The organism is Mucilaginibacter rubeus (assembly GCF_003286415.2).
Taxonomy (GTDB): Bacteria; Bacteroidota; Bacteroidia; order Sphingobacteriales; family Sphingobacteriaceae; genus Mucilaginibacter; species Mucilaginibacter rubeus_A.
This window is the reverse complement of the sequence record NZ_CP043450.1, coordinates 6,589,493-6,611,564: the sequence shown is the minus strand read 5'-3', so window position 1 is coordinate 6,611,564 and position 22,072 is coordinate 6,589,493. Positions and strand designations below refer to the sequence as shown.

The window sequence follows — 22,072 nt, the reverse complement described above, 5'->3', positions numbered from 1 at the left end:
GGTTTTAAAATCAATAGATACCGCCCGGATGTTACCGGGCGGTTACTTAAAGGTTATTCAAATGGGTTTAAAAGGGATTTTAAAGCCACATATTCTGGCATGTCAAATTCTGGCAATTGCTCTTCAATGTATACCACAAAGTCTTTTGCGGCGGCGGCGATAGTGGCAAGCGTGTTGGATGCGTGCATCACATTGGCAAAATAAGGCTCCAACATTAGCGAGTGCGCCATCCATCCTGCGTACCAATGTATCATGATTTTATTTTTGAAGTGCTCTTTATGTGCTCCCTCGATATCAGCGGTGCAGCCATCGGCATAAGCGTTTGCAGCGGCGGTTATATCCTCTTTGGTGATCTCCAGAGCAATTGCCTGGGTTTTCAACTCGTTGCGTTCGTTTTCCATTATGCTGCGGCCTCCACCTCTTCACTGTTAGCGTCCTTGTCTTCTTTTTTAGGCTCCACAAAAAAGCTCTCTGATTTGGTTACTTTAAAACCGCATTTGGCAAAGTGGTCATTTACCTTAATGTCGGAGCGTTTTGCTATCAGTTCATCTTTTGCGATTACTTCGACAGTGCGTATATAATCAGGCAGGTGTTTTTTTACCAGAGCAATAACAGCCTCCATTTTAAAGCCTTTTAAAAGGGTTATTGCAGGTGTGCCAGTCCTAAACCCGATTTTACCGAAGGAAAAAATCATTGATCTTTTTACTGCAAACTCTGATTTGTTCGCCATGGCATAAGCCTTCATTATGGCAAATGAGCCATTCTTTATGGCCTGTAGCTCCAGCATGCGTTTTGCCTTCGCATCCCTTAATTTGTTGATTTCAATTTCCAATTCGGCGTTGATTTGTGATTGCTCTGCATCAGCAGCCGCGTACACGCTAAAAGCCTCTGTACATTCTTGTTTTGTGATAATTTTTGCGGCATCTGCCTTCGCTCTGTTCGTGTTCTTAGCCATTGTTTTTGGTTGTTTATTAAAATAATTGTCTGTTGATTTCATTGATTTGGGCCGATATGAAGTTTTTCTCATATATCATCGTTGGCGGAAATGTATAGCCGTCGAAGTATGCGAAATATGCCATTGCCTCTTCGGGGGCAAGCGTTATGCTGTATCCGCGCGGCAGCCGGGCTTCAAGTTTAGCCCGTAGCTTCCTGAATACTTTTAACAGCATCATGATTATTAATTTGTCTTTCGCCCGTACTGGTTTAGCTGGAAGTATGAAGTTTTGGAATACTTCAAAAAGTGCCTCTGCTTGCTGTTGGGTAAGGTTTAAAGTCATTTTAAAGTGTGTGCTTTTATTAATTCGTATTTCTTTTTTAACTCTGGATATATCGTTAGCCAATCGTCAAAACGCTTCAAGGCTTTGGTAACATTTTCAACTTTCATTTCAAAGCTTATCGCTATTTCGGTATTGGCTATTCCCTGCTCTGAAAGCATTTTATAAGCCATATAGCGGGCCATCGCGGGTTCACCGTTTCCGCTTTGCTTCTGCAACATGCGCTCTTTTCGCATTGGGTAGTGTTTGGCTACGCCATCAATCACCCTTTTAATTTTTCTATCCATTTACAGTTGATGTACAATTTTTGGTTTATAGGTTATTTTCTTAAAGGCATCCTGCATAACAGGGCGGGGCGGGGTAAATTCAAAGCCTTCAACGGCGTGTACTATATCATAATATTGCCCCCGCTCCGCTTGTGTCAGCTTTCGGACTTCATCTACAAAGTCCATATCTACCGTATGCCAGTGATTGCGCCACCAGCCCCAGAACAGGGCGGTTTGAGGCAGGCTTTTAGCCATCAAATTATCACCCAAATGCAAGCGCAGGTAAGCGAGGCCGTGATCTATTACATATTCGCCGTACTGCTCTTCTGTTAAGCCTAATAGCTTCATTACCTTCTCTCTGGTTACGGCCTGTATAGTTACGGCCTGCTTAATTTTGTTCATTTTAGTTAATGTAAATTTGGGTAGTTGGCGTGTAAATCAATTCTTTTTGCACCTCCCTACCTGCTGTTATTACCACTCTAACAACCCATATCTTATTCATTTCTTTTTTAAGTTTCCGGGGTATCCTAAACCTTTTTTCAAGATGAACCTTTAAATTGTATTTCATTTTAATTAGCTATTATGTTAGATATATAAACCACTTCGACACCTACTGCTATTTCTCTTCCGCCGATCTCTTTAAACAGGTAATCGATGTTATCCTGATAGAAACCAAACTCCGTTAAATCCCTCACCACGGAGCCTGTAAGCTCAATTAACGGTGCAATCATTTACCAATACCCTTTTGTTTTATGGCGTGTACTAAGCGCTTTACACGGCGTAAATCAACCTCGTTATTATCGTTGTCGCTTTCGCTGATGATGTACTGCATTGCGTTAACCACTTTGCCTTTTTGCACGGTTGTATCTTTGTCGTTGATACCATTTGCCCGGATGATATTGCAGGCATCGGCGTGGCTGGGTGCTGGAATTTCAATTACTTTACCGCCTACACGGCTTAATAACTCATTGTAGCCCATAGTACCACGTGCTACGCCATTATCAATGCGGGTTTTAAGATTTGGCGTGCCTATGATGGTGATACCTACCTGATTTTCCAATGAGTTATAAATGTCAATTGGTAACACAAACACATCGTTTTTAACCTTTTCAAATTCGTCGACAATGAAAGACGGACTTTCAAGTTTGCGGGCAACTTCTACAGTTTTATTAAGCAAATCGGTAATCCTGTGCGAGTTGAAATTTACGTGCATGCTATTTAAAAGCTGTTTTAAGAAGTCGCGCTCTGTAGTGTGGCGATGGCATTTCACATAATAGGTATGCGGGTTTTTGTCCCTGAAATCATCCATTGCGTAGGTTTTACCGCCGCCCGGATTAGTTACCAATGCAAATACATTGGAGTGCAAACGGGCATCGTTAAAGTAATTGGTAAGCTTTTTATAAGGCTCTGTGTCGGCGTGTAACCATTGCAAATCAAAGTTCAAACCGAGTGCTCCAGATATGGAAAACCATAGCTGATCGGAGATAAGCGCGGTTTTATCATTTATGATATTGCTAATAGTGGCGTTTGATACTTTGAGCGTTACGCTCAATTTTTTCGCGCTGCCGATTAGGTTGATTTGTTTGTTTAATTCCGCTTTTATAGCGTCCTTTGTGCTTTGATTAATCATGATTTCGTTTATTAACGGGGGTTAATGATGGAATTAAAAGGCTGTGCCGCAGGGGCGCAGCCTTTTTTGTTACATTTCGTCGTAGATACTTGATATTGCGTCTATGGTATTTTCCAAATACATTGGAGTTTCGTAGCTGGTTAAAGCTTTTTGCGCCTTGTGGTTGATGGCCTTTGTTAATACGCTGGCTTGTATGATGCTTTGAGCGTCAATTCGTTCGCGCTGTAGGCGTGCGTTCCTGTCTTCCACGTAGTTTGAAAGTTTTGCAGCAATCCGGGTTTTATCCTCATTCTCTGCGTTTATCCGGGCACGGTCGCCCTCTTTGTAATCGGCAATGGCCGAAGGTTTAAACTGGTAAGTGTCGGCTACAAAGCGTATTCCCTTGTTATCAGTTACTAAAACTTGTGACATATCCGCAGGGTCGTAAATAATCTCAACACGTTTATTCACCTGCTCCGGGAAATAAATGCCCGGTATATCAAAGCTGAAATTCTGTTTATTTAGTTGAAAATTGATACCTTCAACCGACAGCCTGACAGGCTCGTTAGGCTCATGCTTAACGCCTACAAGCTCCAGCTTACGTTCTACCGAAATAGCCCTTGTTTTTGAAAACTCACTGGCGTGGTAATCTTCCAGCCATTGTTCCTGACGGCTTTTGCCAGTCCCTTCTACAATGCTATGACGCATAGTATTGATAACCATTTCTATCACTTCAGGCGCTTTGCTTTTATCCGGGAAATTAGCGGCACGTTTTTGAAGCGCATCTGTGTTAGGGCGTGATGTAACACTGGTAGCGGTGATGTTAGCGCCTGAATAGTTCGGGAACACCTTTAAAACCTTATGAAGCGGCCTGCCGAATACACGCTCTATATATTTTGATTGTGCTACCTGGGCGGGGAAGTATATTGTTTCACCTCCCATTTTAAAGAATGTAGCCAGTTCGCCTTCTAAGTCCCTGTCAATGCTCCATTTATCCGACTTTAATTGGTGCCAGATGTGCGGTTTGCCTGTAAGCTCTGCAATGTGGGCAATTGCGTTGCGGCACGCCTCTTTTATCAGTTCGATAGTTACAGTTTCGCCAACTGCATAACCCAATGGATAATCATTGTGACAGTCGATTATTACATACATTACAGGCCTCCAGTAGTTATTTACTACCTTTTTGTTTTTTAAAACGCCCTGTTTGTTTTTCACTTTCACGTACTTAACTTCTTTGAAATACAAGTCGAGCACGTTATCATCGGAGTTAATTAACATTAGCGGAGCGGATGGACGGGCCTGCTTAACATGCTTGCTGTATTTGCTATAGGCAGCCGCTTTTCCTTCGCGTGCCATTACAACTTGATAATCAAGGTTACGGCGGTGATAGGCTACGGCATGGTGTGTAATAGTTTCCATGCCATTTTGTACCGCCCAAAGGTTATAGCTGGCCGCTATCACTTCGTCGCTGTGTTTATTATCAAGCTCAATAAGCTTAAGTAATACGTCCTGTGCTTTTTGACCTTTTACTTTCGCCCGGTTATCGTTGCTAAAGCGAAAAGTTTCAATAAGGCAGTTAAAACCGTCCTTTTTGTAGCTTTTTATGCGCTCCTTTAAACGGGTTTCGTAAGAAGGTAAAGCCACATTTTGAGCCTTGATTACATCGCCTGCGATACGCCAAAAGGCTTCCATTTTGATGTTAAAATCCCTTTTAAGGGCTTGTTTGTCGGTGGTATAATAGATAATACCGTCCATATACGTTACCGCTTTTGTGTATTTATCGCGGTATTCTGTGGGAAGTTTTGCAGAATTCGGAAGCGTATAGTTATTGTAAAAGTCGAATGCCTTTTTGTTCCAATTTAGCTGCGCCCATTCTGTTAAAGGTTGCTTTACTACATATTGGTACGGGTCGCCGTATTTTTCAATAACTTTCGCTTTGCGATCTGCTGGCAGGGTTTCAAAATCTATTAAAACCTCGCTGCCGTTGCCACCACGGCCATAAACAATAAGCTTTCCACGCTTCTTATCGTTTTTGTAGGTATCCGGGCCGAAGCACTCCACATATTCAGGGTATGTGAGGCAAAGCATAGTTCTATCGTTATATTTCATTGATTAATCTGGGGGTTTTTGCAAGGATTATTTACTGATCTGGCCGGGGGTAGCCATGCGGGTTTTACGATCTTCGCAGAGAAAAAACTCTGTAGATATTGGTTTCCCATTTGGATTAGTATAACTATACAACGTTGCAAGAACCTTGTAAACTCTACGAGGCACATTGCGATCACAAACAATTACCGGGATTGTATCAATGATAGATTTATAACTGTAGTCTTTCCCAACCCTCACATAGGTGTAATGTTGCTGGTTTAAATACTCTGTGTCTGTAAGTGGTTTCTGCTGTGCTTTAGCTGCAAATGGCAGTAATAAGCTGATTAATAAGACTTTTTTCATTTTTTTAGATGTCTTCTTTGTTAATTAGAGATTTTACTTCGTTTACCAGATATTCAAAACCATCTGCCATAAGGGTATCAGCCTGTTTTACTCTTTTGGCGGTTTCGCTATTGTCTTCCCGATTCCCTACACGCAGTTTCTTTACATAACTTTCGGATACATTGCTGATTTGTGCGATAACCCGGGCGGGTATCGGCATTATAGCCGGGTGGCTAAAATTGTTGCAAGTGGTTTTATTAGCTGGTGAATAATCCATATTTTGTGTTCGATTAAGAACACAAATGACAGAATATTTTCTGTAATTAGCAAAACATTTACAGAATATTTTCTCTATTACATATGAAGACCATCGAAAGAATTAAGTTATTTATTGATTATAAGCAAGTTAGCCTCACTAAATTTGATAAAATGTTAGAGGCTGGGACGGGGTATATCGGTAAACAAATTAAGAAAAACGGGTCGGTAGGTAGTGATATATTAGAGAAAATAATCTCTGTTTTTCCTGATTTGAGCGCTAATTGGTTACTGACAGGGGAAGGAAAAATGATCAAAACGGGCGTTTTTGATGCCGATACCCCCGCCACTGGTATACAATTTGCTTCACAAAATGCGGGATATATTGCACATACCCCAGACAGTACAAAACGTTCGGGTGTAACAAAGCTGGCAAAAAGCGACCCTCCAACTGACCCCCCAACTACGTTTTTGACCCCCAGAATTATATCTGTGAACAATGACAAGGAAGAGAATATTCTCTATGTCCCGGTAAGGGCGGCCGCGGGTTATTTGAAAGGTTTTAGCGACCCTGATTTTATGGAAACCCTGCCCGCTTTCAACCTTCCGGGCTTAAATAAAAGAACCTACCGCGCGTTTCAGTTGGACGGGGATAGCATGTATCCAACCTTAGAAGATAAAGAGATTATTATAGGGGAGTGGGTAGAGAAAATAGAAGACATCCGGGAAGATCACGTACACGTTTTAGTTACTAAAAACCGCGGTGTAATCGTTAAAAGGCTGTTAAATAGAGTAAAAGAGCGCGGTTATATACTTGCAAAGTCTGATGCAATGGACAATAGAAACCAGTATCAGCCATACGAGGTTTACCCAGATGAGATACAAGAAATATGGTACGGCGTTTCCCATATCAACTTTAAATTTAAGCATCCGACAGATATGTACAAGCGTGTTAATAACCTTGAAGCCGACATGGCCGAAATAATGCGCATCCTTAAAGCAGGGAATATATTGCCCGGTGGAATTAACGGGCTTTAAAAGGCTTTAAAACTCCATTTAAAATGGAAGCAAAATTGAACCGATGGAAGCAAGTCGAATTCTTTCAATTTTTCAAAAAGTGCCCTAATCGTACAAAAAACGGACTTTTTTATAGTCTTAATTGTTGCAAGTGGTATTAACCCCCTTATTTACTGGCTTGTAGCTGGCGCAAGTATGTAGGGCTGGCCTGAGCGACGGCTACTTGTGCCTTCGACGCTGGAATAGCGAGAAAGCATAAAAGGCACAAGCAGCCTTTGCCCTTATTCCCTGCCCTACATGCTTGCGCCAGCAAAAGGAGAGCATCGTTATACAGCAAAAAGCCTCCGGAGTACTCCGGAGGCTGTGGTTAATTGTTATATTAAGATCAGTCAACAATTACATCTCTAAAAAATGGTCGAAAGTATCGCTGCGGATACCCAGCCTTAAAGTTTCTAACGGAATGATATCCGTAGGGGCTATGTTACCCAGGCTCACGTTGGCGCCAATCAGTTTAATAAACCAAACCTGCTGTGCCTTTTGAGGCGCTTCCCAAATGATAGTTTCTTCGGGAATCTGGGTCAGGATCTCATCAACTAAACCCTGGCGTACTTCGCCCGAATCACGGTAGATCCCTACATTGCCGCTTTCGCGGGCTTCGGCAATAACCTTCCATGAACCAGCCTCAATTTCGGCACTCATCAGTTTAATCCATTTATACGGCGCGAAGATCTTTTGAACATCTTTTGAGCCTACTTCAGATATTACAGTAACCTGTTTGGCCAGCTCGCTGATGTATTTACATTTTACATCATGCTCAATGGTGATGGACCCGTCAGATACTTCGCAATGTTCCAGCTGGTATTTATCTAATAAACGGCGGTAGTCATCAAACTGGTTACGCACAATAAAAGCCTCAAACAAAGTACCGCCAAAATAAACCGGAATCCCGGCCTCGCGGTAAAGTTTCAGCTTTTGTTCAAGGTTAGGGGTAACATATGATGTAGCCCATCCCAGTTTTACAATATCAGTGTAGGCGCCACCAACTTCAATAAAATCTTCAACCTGGCGTAAACTAAGCCCCTTGTCCATAACCATGGTAATGCCTTTATCACGTGGTTTAGCTGTACGTTCGGGAAGATGATTGATAGTGTAGTTCATTGTGAGTATTTGTTATAGCCTATAACTAAAAGTTCTAACGAGGCAAAGGTCGCAACAAATATGCAGATGTGCAAATTTCAAATGTTAAATGATCTTAAAGCTCATGGTAAATTCATGTTGTTGGTTATGGTGAGTGGTTGATTAAGTGAGTAGTTAAATGTAATGTGGCTTTTCTGGCGGTATAGCGGTAGTTGATATTCCTAAAACACGAAAGACGCACAATGTGCGTCTTTCGTGTTTTAGTTTATTTAAAAGGCAGAACTATTCACCTAATCAACCCAATCAACCATTCACTCTCCTTACTTCGTATACCTGTTAATGATATCCACAATTACTTTATTCTTTTGCAATTGCGGCAGGTAATCAAACAGGATATAGTGCTTTTCCGGGTCGGCAGCTAAGGCATACTCAAGGTTGTTAAGGGCTTCGTTGTACTCGCCTTTAGCAAACAGGTAGGCCACCATACGGTAGTAAAGCTCGGCAGCTTCGGGGTTATTTTTAATGGCCTGCGCTATGATCTCAATAGCTTCATTTAGCTTTTGTTGCTCATAAAGTATTGATGAATAGTCCAACCAGGCGTCAATGTCCAGCGGGTTTAACTCCACCACTTTCTCATAAGCTTTTTCCGCTTCATCTAAATGGCCAAGCTTATATTCGGCATCAGCTATGGCAAACCAATAGTCGGCATTGGCAATATCCAGGTCGAGCGCTTTTTTGTAAAAGTGCAGGGCCTCAAAATAACGCTCTTCAAAATCAAGGGTAACACCAATCCCAAACCAGGCATCGGCCAGCTTTGGATCCATTTTTACCGATTTTTTGTAAAAAGCACGGGCATCATCCATTTGCTCCAGCTTTTCGTAGCATTCGCCAATAGCGCAATAAGTATCGGCATTGGGCTGCTCATACTCAAAGGTGTGACGGTAAACCTCTATCGCTTCGGCATATTTTTCGAGGTTAACCAGCGCGTTACCTTTGTTGAAATAGGCCGATGCAAAACTGTCCTTAATTAATATGGCATAATCGTAAGCATCGATAGCTTTTTCAAACAGGCTTAGCTTGGTATAGGCGTTGCCTAAGTTATACCAGGCCGCGTAGCTATATGGTTCGTTATCGATATATTGCTGATAAAACTGCACGCTTTCCTGCTGGTTGTCCATTACGTCGTAGCAAAAAGCCAGTTCGTAAAGGGCATCCTGGTTTTCCATGTTTTGCTTAAGGCAAAGCTTAAGGTAAGTAATGGCAGTATCGTAATCGCCCATGTTTTGGTAAACGTAGGCAATGTGCAGCAGGATCTCGTCGGTTTCTTCGGCAAGGTCAAGGGCCTTTTCGTAGTTTTCCAGCGCCTCGGCATAACGCTCCAGGCTTTCGTACAGGTTACCACGGATGATATAGATATCCGCGTCCGATGCTTCAAGCATAGCAGCTTTATCCAGCGCGGCAAAAGCCTCCGGTACTTTGTTGCTTACCACAAGCAGTTGAGCCTGTTTAATCAGGAAAATTGCCGCAAAAGGGTGCTGATTTCGCGCGTACTCTGCTACCTGTAATGCCCTGGCCGGATCATTCTTTTCGATGTAGTAGTCGATAATGTTCTCAAACGCCTGGGCATCAAAAAAGTACAAGTCCTGATTTCTGATCATTTCCTCGTACCGTTCTACCGAGAATTTTGGGTCTTCGGTAAAACCAAATTCAAATTCTTCTTCCATTCAATTTTGTTTGCAGAACATCCGCTTTAGGTTGACAAATTGCCTTGTAAAGACTTATTAAGTGTCAAATTACAACAACTAACTTCCAAATTGCAATTTAGTTTTCAACATTCAAACATTGTTAACAACTGTTAAATACAAAGCATTGATAATTAATAGCAATGGATACAACAGGCAACGGATGAGTGATTCTGAAAAATTTGCCCTAAAGATTTCTACCTTTGACAAAAGTAACAATTATGGAGCCTAATATTTCAGATATCCTAAAACGTTTACATATAAACGATATTAATGAAGCCTTTAGTACAGGCGGCAACTGGGGCAGCAGCGCTGGTGCCACTGTAAAAGATATAACATCGCCTGTTGACGGTAAAAAGATAGCTTCGGTACGTATGGCAACCGAAGCAGATTACAATCAAGCTGTTGATCAAGCTGCCAAGGCGTTCAAAACCTGGCGTGAAACCCCGGGACCTAAACGCGGTGAGATTGTACGCCAGATTGGCGAGGCGCTACGTGCCGCCAAACAGGATTTGGGTACTTTGGTATCATATGAGATGGGCAAAAGCCTGCAGGAAGGCCTTGGCGAGGTACAGGAAATGATAGACATTGCCGATTTTGCCGTTGGCCTTAGCCGCCAGCTATATGGTTTAACCATGCACAGCGAACGTCCGGATCACCGCATGTATGAGCAATACCATCCGCTGGGCATTGTTGGCATTATTTCGGCTTTTAATTTCCCGGTGGCGGTTTGGAGCTGGAACTCATTACTGGCCTGGGTTTGCGGCGATGTATGCATCTGGAAACCGTCCGAGAAAACACCTTTGACGGCTATTGCCTGCCAGCATATTGCACAGGAAGTTTTTAAAAAGAATAACATTGAAGAGGGCGTTTCATGCCTGGTTATTGGCGACCGTAACATTGGCGAACTTATGGCGGCTGATACACGCGTCCCGCTGGTTTCCGCTACAGGTTCAACCCGTATGGGTAAAGCTGTAAGTGCCGCCGTTGGCGCAAGGCTTGGCAAAAGCTTGCTGGAACTTGGCGGTAACAATGCCATCATCATCAGCGAAAATGCCGATCTGGATATGTCGCTTATCGGTGCGGTGTTTGGGGCGGTGGGTACTGCCGGGCAGCGTTGTACCAGTACCCGCAGGCTCATTATTCACGAAAGTGTTTACGACGCTTTTAAACAAAAACTGGTTAACGCTTATAAACAGATCCGGATTGGTAACCCATTGAATGAGCACAACCATATGGGCCCGCTGATTGATACCGATGCTGTTGCCCTATACCTTAACTCGATTGAAAAATGTAAAGCCGAAGGTGGCAATTTTGTAGTTGACGGTGGTAAGATGGAAGGCGCAGGTTACGAGTCGGGCTGTTATGTAAAGCCATGTATAGCCGAAGTTGAAAATCATTTTGAGATAGTGCAGCATGAAACCTTTGCACCTATCCTTTACCTGATAAAATACAGTACCATTGAGGAGGCCATTGAATTGCAGAACGGCGTTCCGCAAGGGCTGTCGTCGGCCATTATGACCAATAATTTGCGTGAGGCAGAACAATTTTTGTCATATGCTGGTTCTGACTGTGGCATTGCCAATGTTAACATCGGCACATCGGGCGCCGAAATTGGCGGTGCTTTCGGCGGCGAAAAGGAAACAGGCGGTGGCAGAGAGTCCGGCTCCGATGCATGGAAAGTTTATATGAGGCGGCAAACCAATACTATAAACTATTCAAAAACGTTGCCTTTAGCCCAGGGGATAAAGTTCGATTTGTAAATCAGCTCTTTGTCATTGCGAGCGAAGCGTGGCAATCGCATACTATACAAAGCGGCCATGCTTCCGTGCGATTGCTTCGTCGTTCCTCCTCGCAATGACATGATTTTTTGTTTTTGCGTTAGGGATAGCAGCGGATACCGGCCATGAGCGTAATGCCTGCAGGCGTATGAGCGGATAGCCCGGCCGGAGGAAACGCCCTGAAATAAAAGGGTCAAGATTTACCGATGGGAGAAAATAAATAAAAAATTAAAAGAATAAATTAAACTTATATCTGATAGAAGCCGTTAAAAAAGGATTTAACTCAATAGTTTAAACAGCATTCCTGCAAGAACAAAGTGATTTTGCACTGTGCATAGCCGATCCGCCAATTGGGGATTGCTTCGTACCTCGCAATGACGCTTTTTTAAATGCTTCTAAAGAATTCTATATACCATATAAACACTGTTCATGTTCAAATTTTGTAAGTACGTAAGCGCAACCACCTTATCAGCAGCATTATTAGTTAATTTACCGGCATCGGCACAACAGGCACCCGCCGCCGATCCAGCCCCGCCAAAAGCATGGCACCTGCTTGATTTAAAGGAGACCGGCTTTTACGGCATCAGCTTAAAGCAGGCTTATTTGTTTTTACAAGGCAAAAAAAGTAAGCCCGTGGTTGTCGCAACTATCGACAGCGGTGCTGATACCCTGCAAACAGACCTGAAAACAGTGTTATGGGTAAACAAAAAAGAAATTCCGGGGAACGGCATCGATGATGATCATAATGGTTATGTTGATGATATACACGGCTGGAACTTTTTAGGTGGACCGGGCGGCAAAGCCGATTTTACCCAAACCACCGAAGAAGTACGCGAATACAATAAGCTGAAAGGTAAATATGCTTCAGTTACCGACTCGACAGCCACCGATAAAAAGGAGTATGCCTACTGGCTGCGTGTTAAAACAGTATATGATTCTACAGTGAATAAAGCTAACAGCGAGATTGGTCAACTTTCGCCGGTAATGAACGCGCTCATGGTTACCAGCGGGTATATTAAACGTGGCCTTAATTTGCCTGCCAATGGTACCTTTACGCAGGCCGACCTGGTGCGCGTGAAAGCCAGCAATGATACCTTGAGCCAAAGCAAATATGTTTGGGAATCGGTATTTGCGCAGGAGGGGGCCAACTCAACCAATGCCAAGATCATTAAAGACCTGAGCGAGTACCTGGCCAAGCTTAACAATGATATTTCGCCCGATCTTACATCACGCAAACGCATTGTGGGTGACGATCCGGATGTTATGGACGGTAAGCCATATGGCAATAACCTGGTAAAATTTGCCGATGCAGCACACGGCACAGGCGTAGCCGGACTGATTGGCGCTGTACGTAACAACAACTACGGCATTAACGGCGTAGCCGACAATGTAAAACTAATGATCATTAAAGCCGTGCCTAACGGCGATGAATACGATAAAGATGTAGCCAATGCTATCCGCTACGCGGTTGACAATGGCGCCAGGGTGGTTAATATGAGCTTCGGCAAAAAGATCTCGCCTCATAAAGAATGGGTTGATGCAGCCTTTAAATATGCCGCATCAAAGAATGTACTATTGGTAATGGCTGCAGGTAACGACAACCAGGATATGGATACACAGCCCGAATTTCCGAATGATACTTTTTTAGACGGTTCATCAACCGATGCTGACAATGTGATCAGCGTAGGCGCTTCAGGGCCAAAACTTGGTCAAAACCTTGCAGGTGATTTTTCTAACTACGGCAAAAAAAGCGTCGACATTTTTGCCCCAGGCGTAAAGGTAACATCTATTACTACCGATGCAGAAGTTGACACCGAAGACGGCACCAGCTTTTCATCGCCAATAACAGCCGGCATAGCCGCTTTGATATTAGAATATTATCCTAACCTCAGCGCTAAACAGGTAAAGGAAGCCATTTTAGGCTCGGCTACACCACTTACCGGCACCATGGTTTTGAAGCCCGGCAGCAAAACTGAAAAGGTTGATTTTACAACACTTTCAAAAACAGGTGGTATTGTAAACGCTTACAAAGCGTTACAACTTGCGTCAAAAATGAAACCCGAGGTTCTGGTCAATTAATTTTATGATAATTAAGAAGATAATTCCGCATGAAAATCTTCTTAATTATCAAGCTTTTAGCTTTCGCCTTTGGGCATTTACCTTGGTGAAAAGTCAAAATAAAAAAACACTTTCCAGTTATGGTATTTTTCCCTACATTTGCGGGCTAATTGTTGCTCATTGAAATCGCTTAAGAAATATTCGATTCCCTTTACGGGGCTTAAACTGGGGAAACACCAGTTTGAGTATGACATACAGGATGACTTTTTTGATGAGTTTGAATACTCACTGGTAAAAAAGGCAACCCTGCACTGTGAGGTTGAACTGGATAAGCAGGAAACTATGCTGATCCTGAACTTTAAGATTGACGGTACAATTGATACTACCTGCGACAGGTGTTTATCGCAATTGCCTCAACAGGTTGATATTACTGAACAGCAGATAGCTAAATTCAGTGATGAGGAGATTGATGAAGACGAAGAGATCATCACCCTTGGTAAAAACGATCATGAGATTGATATAGCCGGGTTGATTTATGAATACATAAACGTTGCAGTACCGTTTATTTCGGTTTGCGACAACGAGGGCGAAACCCCTTATTGTGATAAGGAAATGCTTGACAAGCTGAATAAGCTTTCGGCAAATGATGAACAAAGTGAGCAAACAGACCCACGGTGGGATGCGCTCAGGAACATGAATAAATAATTAATATTAGGATATTATGCCACATCCAAAGCGGAAATTTTCGAAATCAAGGAGAGATAAACGCAGAACTCATTACAAAGCGGAAGCTCCAACTTTAACTACCTGCCAAACTACAGGCGCTGTGCACTTGCCACACAGAGCATACACTGTTGATGGTAATGTTTACTACAACGGTAAAGTTCTTATTGAGAAAGCAGCAGTAGCATAAGTTTAATTTTCTGCAAATGAAGATTGGCTTAGACATTATGGGCGGTGATTACGCTCCCAAAGCAGCTGTTTTAGGAGCTATCGAAGCTTATAAAACTTTATCCGCCGACCAGAAACTGGTTCTTATTGGCGATAAGGAAGTTACAGTAAGTATTCTTCAGGAAAATGGTGTAAGCCCCGATCACTTCGAGTTTGTACATACAACCGAAGTTATTGGCATGGGCGAGCATCCTACCAAAGCTATTGTCCAGAAGCCTGACTCCAGCATATCAGTTGGTTTTCAACTGCTTAAAGCCGGCGAAATTCAGGCCTTCTCGTCAGCTGGTAACACCGGCGCTATGCTTGTTGGCGCCATGTTCAGTGTAAAAACCATTCCGGGTGTTGTACGCCCGGCTATGACTACTATTGTACCCAAACTTAAAGGAGGTTTGGGTATTTTGTTGGATGTAGGTGCCAATGCCGATTGCAAACCCGATGTGCTTGTTCAGTTCGGGGTACTTGGCAGCTTGTTTGCCCAAACCGTTTATGATATACCTAACCCACGGGTTGCGCTCATAAACATTGGCGAAGAAGAGGAAAAAGGCAATTTACTTTGCCAGGCTACCTACCCATTAATGAAAGAAACAAAGTTGTTTAACTTTGTTGGCAATGTTGAAGGACGCGATCTTTTCAGCGAAGGTACCGACGTGTATGTATGCGATGGTTTTACCGGCAATGTAATATTAAAGCTTGCCGAATCGTTTTACGTTATAACGAGGAAGAAACAGCTGAAGGACGAGTTTTTTGACAGGTTTAATTATGAACAATACGGCGGTAGCCCAATACTGGGTGTAAATGCCCCCGTTGTTGTTGGTCACGGCATCTCGAGTCCGGAGGCTATAAAAAACATGGTCCTTTTGTCAAGGAATATGGTAGAGAGTAACCTCGTTGATAAAATAAAACAAGCATTCCAGTAATTTTATAAAGATGAGTAAAGTTCATGCCGCTATTACCGCTGTACATGGTTACGTTCCCGACTATGTATTAACCAACCAGGAACTGGAAACAATGGTTGATACAAATGACGAGTGGATAACCAGCCGTACCGGTATCAAAGAGCGACGCATATTAAAAGGCGAAGGCCTTGCTACATCTGATATGGCGGTCCCTGCCGTTACCGAGCTCCTTAAAAAACGCGGTATCGGTGCCGATGAGATCGATCTTATCATCTTCTGTACTACCACCCCCGATATGATATTCCCGGCTACGGCCAACATTTTAGCCCATAAAATAGGCGCAAAAAATGCATGGGGATTTGATTTGCAGGCAGCCTGCTCAGGTTTCCTGTATGGCTTAACCTCGGGCGCGCAGTTTATTGAAAGCGGCAAGCACAAAAAAGTATTGGTTGTTGGCGGCGATAAAATGTCGGCCATTGTAAACTATAAAGACCGTGCTACCTGCATCATTTTTGGTGATGGCTGTGGTGCTGCCCTGCTTGAGCCAAATGAGGAAGGCAACGGCCTTATCGATTCTATTTTAAGGAGCGATGGCGCCGGCGGCCAGTACCTTAACCTTAAGGCGGGCGGTTCATTAAAACCGGCCAGTCATGCCACTGTTGACGCGGGCGAACATTATGCTTACCAGGAAGGGCAGGCGGTGTTTAAATTCGCGGTAACCAATATGGCTGATGTTGCACATGAGGTTATGGAGCGTAACAACCTTACAGGCGATGATATTGCCTGGTTGGTACCGCATCAGGCCAACAAGCGCATTATCGACGCTACTGCAAACCGTACAGGTATCAGCCCCGAAAAGGTGATCATTAATATTGAGCGTTACGGTAATACTACCAACGGCACTATTCCACTTTGTTTATGGGAATGGGAAAGCAAGTTTAAAAAAGGGGATAACCTTATTTTAGCGGCTTTCGGCGGTGGCTTTACCTGGGGTTCTGTGTATTTAAAGTGGGCTTATTAATTTGATGTTAGTGTTCCAGATATGGAACAGATGGAACACCGGTAAATCGGTGTTAACTGCATCAAAAAAATAAAACATCTGTAAACGGCACATGTTATCTGCTTATAAAAACATATAAAACTGTTCAATTGTGATATAATTGAACCTCTGATTAATTAACTAACGTATAATTTGCAACAAAGGGCATTTGCACATCAGTACATGGATTTGCATATTTGCACAACGGGAATTTGCACATTAATTGTATAACTTAGATATAAACTTTGTCCCAAACCAATTAATCCTTCAACATGGATATTAAACAAATTCAGGACCTTATTCGCTTTGTTTCCAAATCGGGCGTGAACGAAGTATCAATCGAGCAAAAAGATTTTAAAATCACAATAAAAACCAACGAGGTACAGCCTACGGTGGTTCATGCTACTATTCCGGCTGTTACACAACCTGTTACTCCGGTATTGCCATCTGCTCCGGCCCCAACACCAGTTGAACCTGCTGCACCGGCCGCTCCGGATACATCGAAATACATTACCGTTAAATCGCCAATGATCGGTACTTTTTACCGCTCATCAAGTCCGGATAAACCTTTGTTTGTTAACGTTGGCGACGAAATAAAACCAGGTACTGTAGTATGTATCATCGAAGCTATGAAACTGTTCAATGAAATTGAATCAGAAGTTTCGGGCCGTATAGTGAAAGTACTTGTTGATAACGCTTCACCTGTTGAGTACGATCAACCACTGTTTTTAGTAGAACCAGTTTAATTGTTAAGTTGATTAAGTGAATGGTTGATTAGGTGAGTAGTTTTACTGCTTTATAAATCAACCTTTCATTGTTTAAGCTAATTAAGTGTTTGATAACCTAATCAACCACTTAACTCAATCAACCATTAACTAACATATACTTATGTTTAAAAAAATATTAATAGCTAACCGTGGCGAGATCGCCCTTCGTGTTATCCGTACCTGTAAGGAAATGGGTATTAAAACGGTTGCTGTATATTCAACTGCCGACCGCGATAGTCTGCATGTTCGTTTTGCTGATGAAGCAGTTTGTATCGGTCCGCCGCCAAGCCGCGATTCCTATTTAAATATTCCTAACATCATATCGGCTGCTGAGTTAACCAACGCGGATGCTATCCACCCTGGTTACGGTTTCTTGTCTGAAAACGCTAAGTTTTCGGCTATTTGCGCTGAGTATGGTATCAAATTTATTGGTGCTACTGCCGAGCAGATCAACCAGATGGGTGATAAAGCTTCGGCTAAAGACACCATGAAAAAAGCCGGTGTACCTATTGTTCCCGGTTCAGATGGTTTACTTTCTGATGTTAAATCGGGCATTGCTATTGCCAACAAAATTGGCTACCCGGTTATACTGAAAGCTACCGCCGGTGGTGGTGGCCGTGGTATGCGTATTGTTTGGAAAGACGAAGAGTTTGAAAACGCCTGGGACTCGGCCCGTGCCGAATCAGGTGCAGCCTTTGGTAACGATGGCCTATACCTTGAAAAATATGTTCAGGACCCGCGCCACATTGAAATACAGGTTGTAGGCGACCAGTTTGGTAAAGTTTGCCACCTGTCTGAACGTGATTGCTCTATCCAGCGCCGTCACCAGAAACTGGTTGAAGAGGCCCCATCGCCTTTCATGACCGAAAAACTTCGTAAAAAAATGGGTGAGGCTGCCATTAAAGGCGCCAAAGCTGTAAAATACGAAGGTGCCGGTACAGTAGAGTTTTTGGTTGATAAAGACCGTAATTTCTACTTCATGGAGATGAACACCCGTATCCAGGTTGAACACCCGGTTACCGAAGAGGTAATCAACTTCGACCTGATCAAAGAGCAAATTAAAGTTGCTGCAGGTATCCCTATCTCAGGTAAAAACTATGAGCCAACAATGCATGCCATTGAGTGCCGTATCAATGCCGAAGATCCGTTTAATGGTTTCCGCCCGTCACCAGGTAAAATAACCAATTTCCACTCTCCGGGTGGTCACGGTGTACGTATCGATACGCACGTTTACTCAGGTTATGTTATCCCTCCAAACTACGACTCAATGATTGCTAAAGTTATTTGCGTGGCCCAAACCCGCGATGAAGCTTTAAGCACCATGGAGCGCGCTTTGAGCGAATTTGTGATTGAAGGTATTAAAACCACTATTCCATTCCATTTAAAATTATTGAAGGATCCAAACTTCCGGGCCGGTAACTTTACCACCAAGTTTATGGATACATTTGAGATATAATTCAAACTATCTTCATAAAATATTACGTACTTAGCAAGATAGCGTTTATACAGCGGTATATATTATAATGAGCGACAGCAAGATCATCAAGGCCATAAAAGATAAAGGGAAAACGTTAGAGGCAGAAATGTCGTTCTTTGATCACCTCGAGGCTTTAAGGTGGCACCTCGTAAGAGCTTCAGTAGCCATTGTAGTATTTACCGTTGTTGTTTTTTATTACTACGACTGGATTTTCAGTACCATTATTATGGGTCCCAGCAAGTCAACCTTCTGGACCTATCGTATGCTTTGCAAACTTGGTGCCGCGCTTCACCGCGATGGTTTCTGTATTGATAACGTAAATGTACACCTCATCAATACCGAAATGGCAGGTCAATTTACCCTGCAGATCAACTCTTCGCTTATCATCGGTATTACCTTAGGTGTTCCGTACCTGATATGGGAAATATGGCGTTTTATAAAGCCTGCCCTTCATGAGGCCGAGCGTAAGGCCGCTACAGGCTTTGTTTTTTATGCCTGTATTCTTTTCTTTTTAGGGATTACATTCGGTTATTTTGTGATCACCCCAATGTCAATCAACTTCCTGTCGAGCTATACTGTTAGTACAGCCATTCAAAACTTGTTTGATATTGACTCTTATATTTCATCGGTAGCCACGCTTACGCTTGCTACCGGCGTGGTTTTCCAGCTGCCAATATTGGTTTATATACTGGCAAACCTGGGCATTATGACGCCTAAGTTTATGAAAGAAACCCGCCGTTACGCTATTGTAGTGATCCTGATCATTGCCGCGGTGGTTACCCCTACACCAGATATGCTTACCATGACAGTGGTTAGTATTCCGCTATTCGTGTTATACGAAGTGAGTATAGTTGTAGCAGGCCTTGTTGAAAAAAGAAAGATTAAAAAAGAGCTGGAATTCAATAAGGGTAATTAATCCTATTTGACAACCCGCGCCTCTTCAAATGTTCTTCTAACGACAACCATCGCAAATAGGTGAGATCTGCATATTTTCAATTGGATTATTCGCCGTTTCGCGCCGAAGCAGATTAGCCTGTTTATAACAAATTATTTACCTTTAAAAAGTGATAAAACGTTATACTTTTGATAAATGATGCAAGGATTAAAAATCGCTATCGGTTCGGATCACGCCGGGTATGAATACAAACAAATTTTAACAGAAACACTTTCATCTATCGAAGTAAAAGACTTCGGCACTTACTCGTCCGAGTCGGTTGATTATCCTGATTTCGCGCATCCTGTAGCCAACGCAGTTGAAAGCGGTGAGTGTGACCTTGGCATCCTGATTTGTGGTGCAGCTAATGGCGTTGCTATAACGGCCAATAAACATCAGAACATTCGTGCGGCTATTTGCTGGAAAGAAGAAATTGCCGTACTGGCCCGCAGCCACAACAACGCCAACATAGTTTGCGTACCGGCCCGCTTTGTTACCCCCGAAGAAGCAAAGGTCATAGTTACCACATTTTTGAATACTGAATTTGAAGGCGGCAGGCATGCCAATCGCGTAGAGAAGATAGCCTGCGTTTGACAGGTGAAAGGATAAAGGCGAAAGGTAAAAGGTTTTTAACTGATTACACAATTTCACCGCCGTGCAGTTGCAGCTACCTTTCGCCTTTGACCTTTCACCTTAAAAAAAGAACTATTAACTAAAAGAATGAATAAATTACCATTATTGCTTATCGCGCTGGCCTCGGCAACTACGGCCTGTGCACAGCAGAACGCCACGGCAATGAAATACGCCGGGCTGATCACTGCCGACGATGCGAAAAAGCACCTCAGTATCCTGGCTTCTGACGCCTTTGAAGGCCGCGAAACCGGTAAGCCTGGTGCCGAAAAAGCCGCTAACTATATAGCCGGCGAGTTTAAAAAATTAGGATTGCAGGCCCCTGTTAACGGATCATATTTTTTTGATGTACCTCTTACGGAAAATGCGTTGAAAGTAACAGCATTTACTGTTAACGGTAAATCATTTGAGTATGGTACCGATTTTTATTTAGGCGGCGCATTTCCGGATAAAAGCACAACTGTAAGTGATATCGTTTTTGTTGGCTACGGCACCGATGCTGAAATTGGTAATACCGACCTGGCCGGCAAAATTGTGCTTTGGATCAATGAAGATAAACCGGAAGCAGGCACTACACCAAACACCAGCTACCGCATGAGCACTGCGCGTACTAAAGTTGTCAAAAACTTACAAAGTAAAAACCCGGCTATCATATTAGCGGCTAACCCCGGCATTGCAGCAGCTTTAGCCCGTTTTGGCAAAAGCGTAACAAGTCCAAGGTTAACTATTAAGGACGAAGCGGCTAAACCGGCGAATACTAACGCCCCTGTATTTAACATTACCGCGGTACTGGCCGACGAGCTGGTAAAATCGACTGGTAAAACTTATGCCGACCTTAAATCTGCGTCGGCAGCGGCAACTACACCGGCTGCTATTATAAAGGATAACGTAGTTGTAAACTATGTAACCACTAAAAAAGATGTAAAAGCGGTTGACGTATTAGGTTACATGCCAGGCACCGATCTTAAAGATGAAGTATTGATCTTTTCGGCACACTATGACCATATTGGTTTAAATCCTGATGAAAAAGCTAAAGACAAAGTTAACAACGGCGCTGATGACGATGGCTCTGGCACTACCGGTATTTTGGAAATTGCCCGTGCTTTCTCAAAAGCTAAAAAAGATGGGCATGGCCCTCGCCGCAGCATCCTGTTTTTAGGTAACGTTGGCGAAGAAAAAGGTTTATTAGGTTCTGAATATTATTCAGATCATCCTGTATTCCCGCTGGCCAATACCATTACCGATTTAAATATCGATATGATCGGTCGTGTGGGCGAAGAGTACATTGGCAAACCCGATTCCGCAAACTATGTTTATCCAATTGGTTCGGCTATGCTGAGCAAGGAGTTACATGAAATTGGTGAGAATGCCAACAATACTTACACCAAATTAAAACTTGATTATAAGTACGACGATCCTAATGATCCTAACAGGTTTTACTACCGTAGCGATCACTACAACTTTGCAAAACACGGCGTACCAATCATCTTCTACTTTAACGGCGTACATGCTGATTATCACCAGCCAGGCGATGAAGTAAGCAAGATCAACTTCCCGTTGCTGGCTAAACGTGCTCAACTGGTATTTTATACCGGATGGGAACTTGCCAACCGCGACAAGCGTCCCGTTGTGGATGCAGCTGCTGGGAAATAGTGAGTGGTTGATTGGGTTGATTAAGTGAGTAGTTGGCAGCCGGTGAATGGTTGACTAAGTTGATTAAGTGAATGGTCAATCCAATTTAGAATATATTGTAAGAGGCGCATTATATGCGCCTCTTTTTGTTTTAGGAAAGTTTTAAATATTACCTGT

The 22,072-nt window shown here is 43.0% G+C and carries 24 protein-coding genes; 12 read left to right on the top strand and 12 right to left on the bottom strand.

Features of this window, described 5'->3' with window-relative positions:
* Positions 1–53 precede the first annotated feature (53 nt).
* From DEO27_RS26730 to DEO27_RS26690, 10 genes are all read right to left on the bottom strand, one after another.
* A complete protein-coding gene (locus DEO27_RS26730; RefSeq protein ID WP_112574823.1) occupies positions 54–401 on the bottom strand; it encodes a hypothetical protein in 348 nt (115 codons plus the stop codon).
* Positions 401–997: a host-nuclease inhibitor Gam family protein gene (locus tag DEO27_RS26725; RefSeq protein WP_190295251.1), complete on the bottom strand. Its 597-nt coding sequence runs from the start codon at positions 995–997 to the stop codon at positions 401–403. The genes DEO27_RS26730 and DEO27_RS26725 overlap by 1 nt, the downstream gene beginning before the upstream one ends.
* On the bottom strand, positions 972–1,277 hold the full coding sequence (locus tag DEO27_RS26720) for a hypothetical protein (protein ID WP_112574821.1): 306 nt from the start codon (positions 1,275–1,277) through the stop codon (positions 972–974). Before DEO27_RS26720 ends, DEO27_RS26725 begins: the two co-directional genes overlap by 26 nt.
* Positions 1,274–1,561, bottom strand: coding sequence for a hypothetical protein (locus DEO27_RS26715; protein ID WP_112574820.1), 288 nt, complete (start codon positions 1,559–1,561; stop codon positions 1,274–1,276). Before DEO27_RS26715 ends, DEO27_RS26720 begins: the two co-directional genes overlap by 4 nt.
* The gene (locus DEO27_RS26710) at positions 1,562–1,942 is read right to left on the bottom strand and encodes a hypothetical protein (RefSeq protein ID WP_112574819.1); all 381 of its coding nucleotides are present in this window, start codon (positions 1,940–1,942) and stop codon (positions 1,562–1,564) included. It lies immediately after the preceding gene.
* Positions 1,943–2,109: 167 nt separating this feature from the next.
* Entirely contained in the window at positions 2,110–2,271 is a 162-nt protein-coding gene (locus DEO27_RS31630; RefSeq protein ID WP_190295249.1) for a hypothetical protein, read from the bottom strand.
* Positions 2,268–3,170: an ATP-binding protein gene (locus DEO27_RS26705; protein WP_112574818.1), complete on the bottom strand. Its 903-nt coding sequence runs from the start codon at positions 3,168–3,170 to the stop codon at positions 2,268–2,270. Before DEO27_RS26705 ends, DEO27_RS31630 begins: the two co-directional genes overlap by 4 nt.
* A 69-nt stretch (positions 3,171–3,239) precedes the next feature.
* Positions 3,240–5,258 (bottom strand): hypothetical protein, encoded by a 2,019-nt coding sequence (locus DEO27_RS26700; RefSeq protein WP_112574817.1) that lies wholly within the window; start codon positions 5,256–5,258, stop codon positions 3,240–3,242.
* Positions 5,259–5,285: 27 nt separating this feature from the next.
* Positions 5,286–5,600: a hypothetical protein gene (locus DEO27_RS26695; RefSeq protein WP_112574816.1), complete on the bottom strand. Its 315-nt coding sequence runs from the start codon at positions 5,598–5,600 to the stop codon at positions 5,286–5,288.
* A 4-nt stretch (positions 5,601–5,604) separates the two neighbouring features.
* Positions 5,605–5,856: a hypothetical protein gene (locus tag DEO27_RS26690; protein ID WP_112574815.1), complete on the bottom strand. Its 252-nt coding sequence runs from the start codon at positions 5,854–5,856 to the stop codon at positions 5,605–5,607.
* A gap of 83 nt (positions 5,857–5,939) precedes the next feature.
* On the opposite strand from DEO27_RS26690, the gene DEO27_RS26685 reads away from it, so the two are divergent.
* On the top strand, positions 5,940–6,872 hold the full coding sequence (locus DEO27_RS26685; RefSeq protein WP_112574814.1) for a helix-turn-helix transcriptional regulator: 933 nt from the start codon (positions 5,940–5,942) through the stop codon (positions 6,870–6,872).
* A gap of 375 nt (positions 6,873–7,247) precedes the next feature.
* Here the strand turns inward: DEO27_RS26685 and DEO27_RS26680 are convergent, their stop codons facing one another.
* On the bottom strand, positions 7,248–8,009 hold the full coding sequence (locus tag DEO27_RS26680) for a phosphosulfolactate synthase (RefSeq protein WP_112574563.1): 762 nt from the start codon (positions 8,007–8,009) through the stop codon (positions 7,248–7,250).
* 299 nt (positions 8,010–8,308) lie between these two features.
* Positions 8,309–9,712, bottom strand: coding sequence for a tetratricopeptide repeat protein (locus DEO27_RS26675; protein WP_112574564.1), 1,404 nt, complete (start codon positions 9,710–9,712; stop codon positions 8,309–8,311).
* 239 nt (positions 9,713–9,951) lie between these two features.
* On the opposite strand from DEO27_RS26675, the gene DEO27_RS26670 reads away from it, so the two are divergent.
* The 11 genes from DEO27_RS26670 to DEO27_RS26620 all read left to right on the top strand — a co-directional run bounded on the left by DEO27_RS26670 (position 9,952) and on the right by DEO27_RS26620 (position 21,916).
* The gene (locus tag DEO27_RS26670; RefSeq protein WP_112574565.1) at positions 9,952–11,493 is read left to right on the top strand and encodes an aldehyde dehydrogenase family protein; all 1,542 of its coding nucleotides are present in this window, start codon (positions 9,952–9,954) and stop codon (positions 11,491–11,493) included.
* A 447-nt stretch (positions 11,494–11,940) separates the two neighbouring features.
* Entirely contained in the window at positions 11,941–13,590 is a 1,650-nt protein-coding gene (locus tag DEO27_RS26665) for a S8 family serine peptidase (RefSeq protein WP_112574566.1), read from the top strand.
* A 159-nt stretch (positions 13,591–13,749) separates the two neighbouring features.
* The gene (locus DEO27_RS26660; RefSeq protein WP_112574567.1) at positions 13,750–14,274 is read left to right on the top strand and encodes a YceD family protein; all 525 of its coding nucleotides are present in this window, start codon (positions 13,750–13,752) and stop codon (positions 14,272–14,274) included.
* A gap of 16 nt (positions 14,275–14,290) precedes the next feature.
* On the top strand, positions 14,291–14,482 hold the full coding sequence (gene rpmF / locus DEO27_RS26655) for a 50S ribosomal protein L32 (protein ID WP_090534782.1): 192 nt from the start codon (positions 14,291–14,293) through the stop codon (positions 14,480–14,482).
* Positions 14,483–14,498: 16 nt separating this feature from the next.
* Complete coding sequence (gene plsX, locus DEO27_RS26650; protein ID WP_112574568.1) at positions 14,499–15,437, top strand: phosphate acyltransferase PlsX; 939 nt, start codon at positions 14,499–14,501, stop codon at positions 15,435–15,437.
* Between the two features lie 10 nt (positions 15,438–15,447).
* Positions 15,448–16,437 (top strand): beta-ketoacyl-ACP synthase III, encoded by a 990-nt coding sequence (locus tag DEO27_RS26645; RefSeq protein WP_112574569.1) that lies wholly within the window; start codon positions 15,448–15,450, stop codon positions 16,435–16,437.
* 290 nt (positions 16,438–16,727) lie between these two features.
* Positions 16,728–17,201: an acetyl-CoA carboxylase biotin carboxyl carrier protein gene (gene accB, locus DEO27_RS26640; RefSeq protein ID WP_112574570.1), complete on the top strand. Its 474-nt coding sequence runs from the start codon at positions 16,728–16,730 to the stop codon at positions 17,199–17,201.
* Positions 17,202–17,343: 142 nt separating this feature from the next.
* Entirely contained in the window at positions 17,344–18,678 is a 1,335-nt protein-coding gene (accC, locus tag DEO27_RS26635; RefSeq protein ID WP_112574571.1) for an acetyl-CoA carboxylase biotin carboxylase subunit, read from the top strand.
* 67 nt (positions 18,679–18,745) lie between these two features.
* Positions 18,746–19,615: a twin-arginine translocase subunit TatC gene (tatC, locus tag DEO27_RS26630; RefSeq protein ID WP_112574572.1), complete on the top strand. Its 870-nt coding sequence runs from the start codon at positions 18,746–18,748 to the stop codon at positions 19,613–19,615.
* 177 nt (positions 19,616–19,792) lie between these two features.
* The gene (gene rpiB, locus DEO27_RS26625) at positions 19,793–20,227 is read left to right on the top strand and encodes a ribose 5-phosphate isomerase B (RefSeq protein ID WP_112574693.1); all 435 of its coding nucleotides are present in this window, start codon (positions 19,793–19,795) and stop codon (positions 20,225–20,227) included.
* Between the two features lie 126 nt (positions 20,228–20,353).
* Positions 20,354–21,916 (top strand): M28 family peptidase, encoded by a 1,563-nt coding sequence (locus tag DEO27_RS26620; RefSeq protein ID WP_112574573.1) that lies wholly within the window; start codon positions 20,354–20,356, stop codon positions 21,914–21,916.
* Positions 21,917–22,072 lie beyond the last annotated feature (156 nt).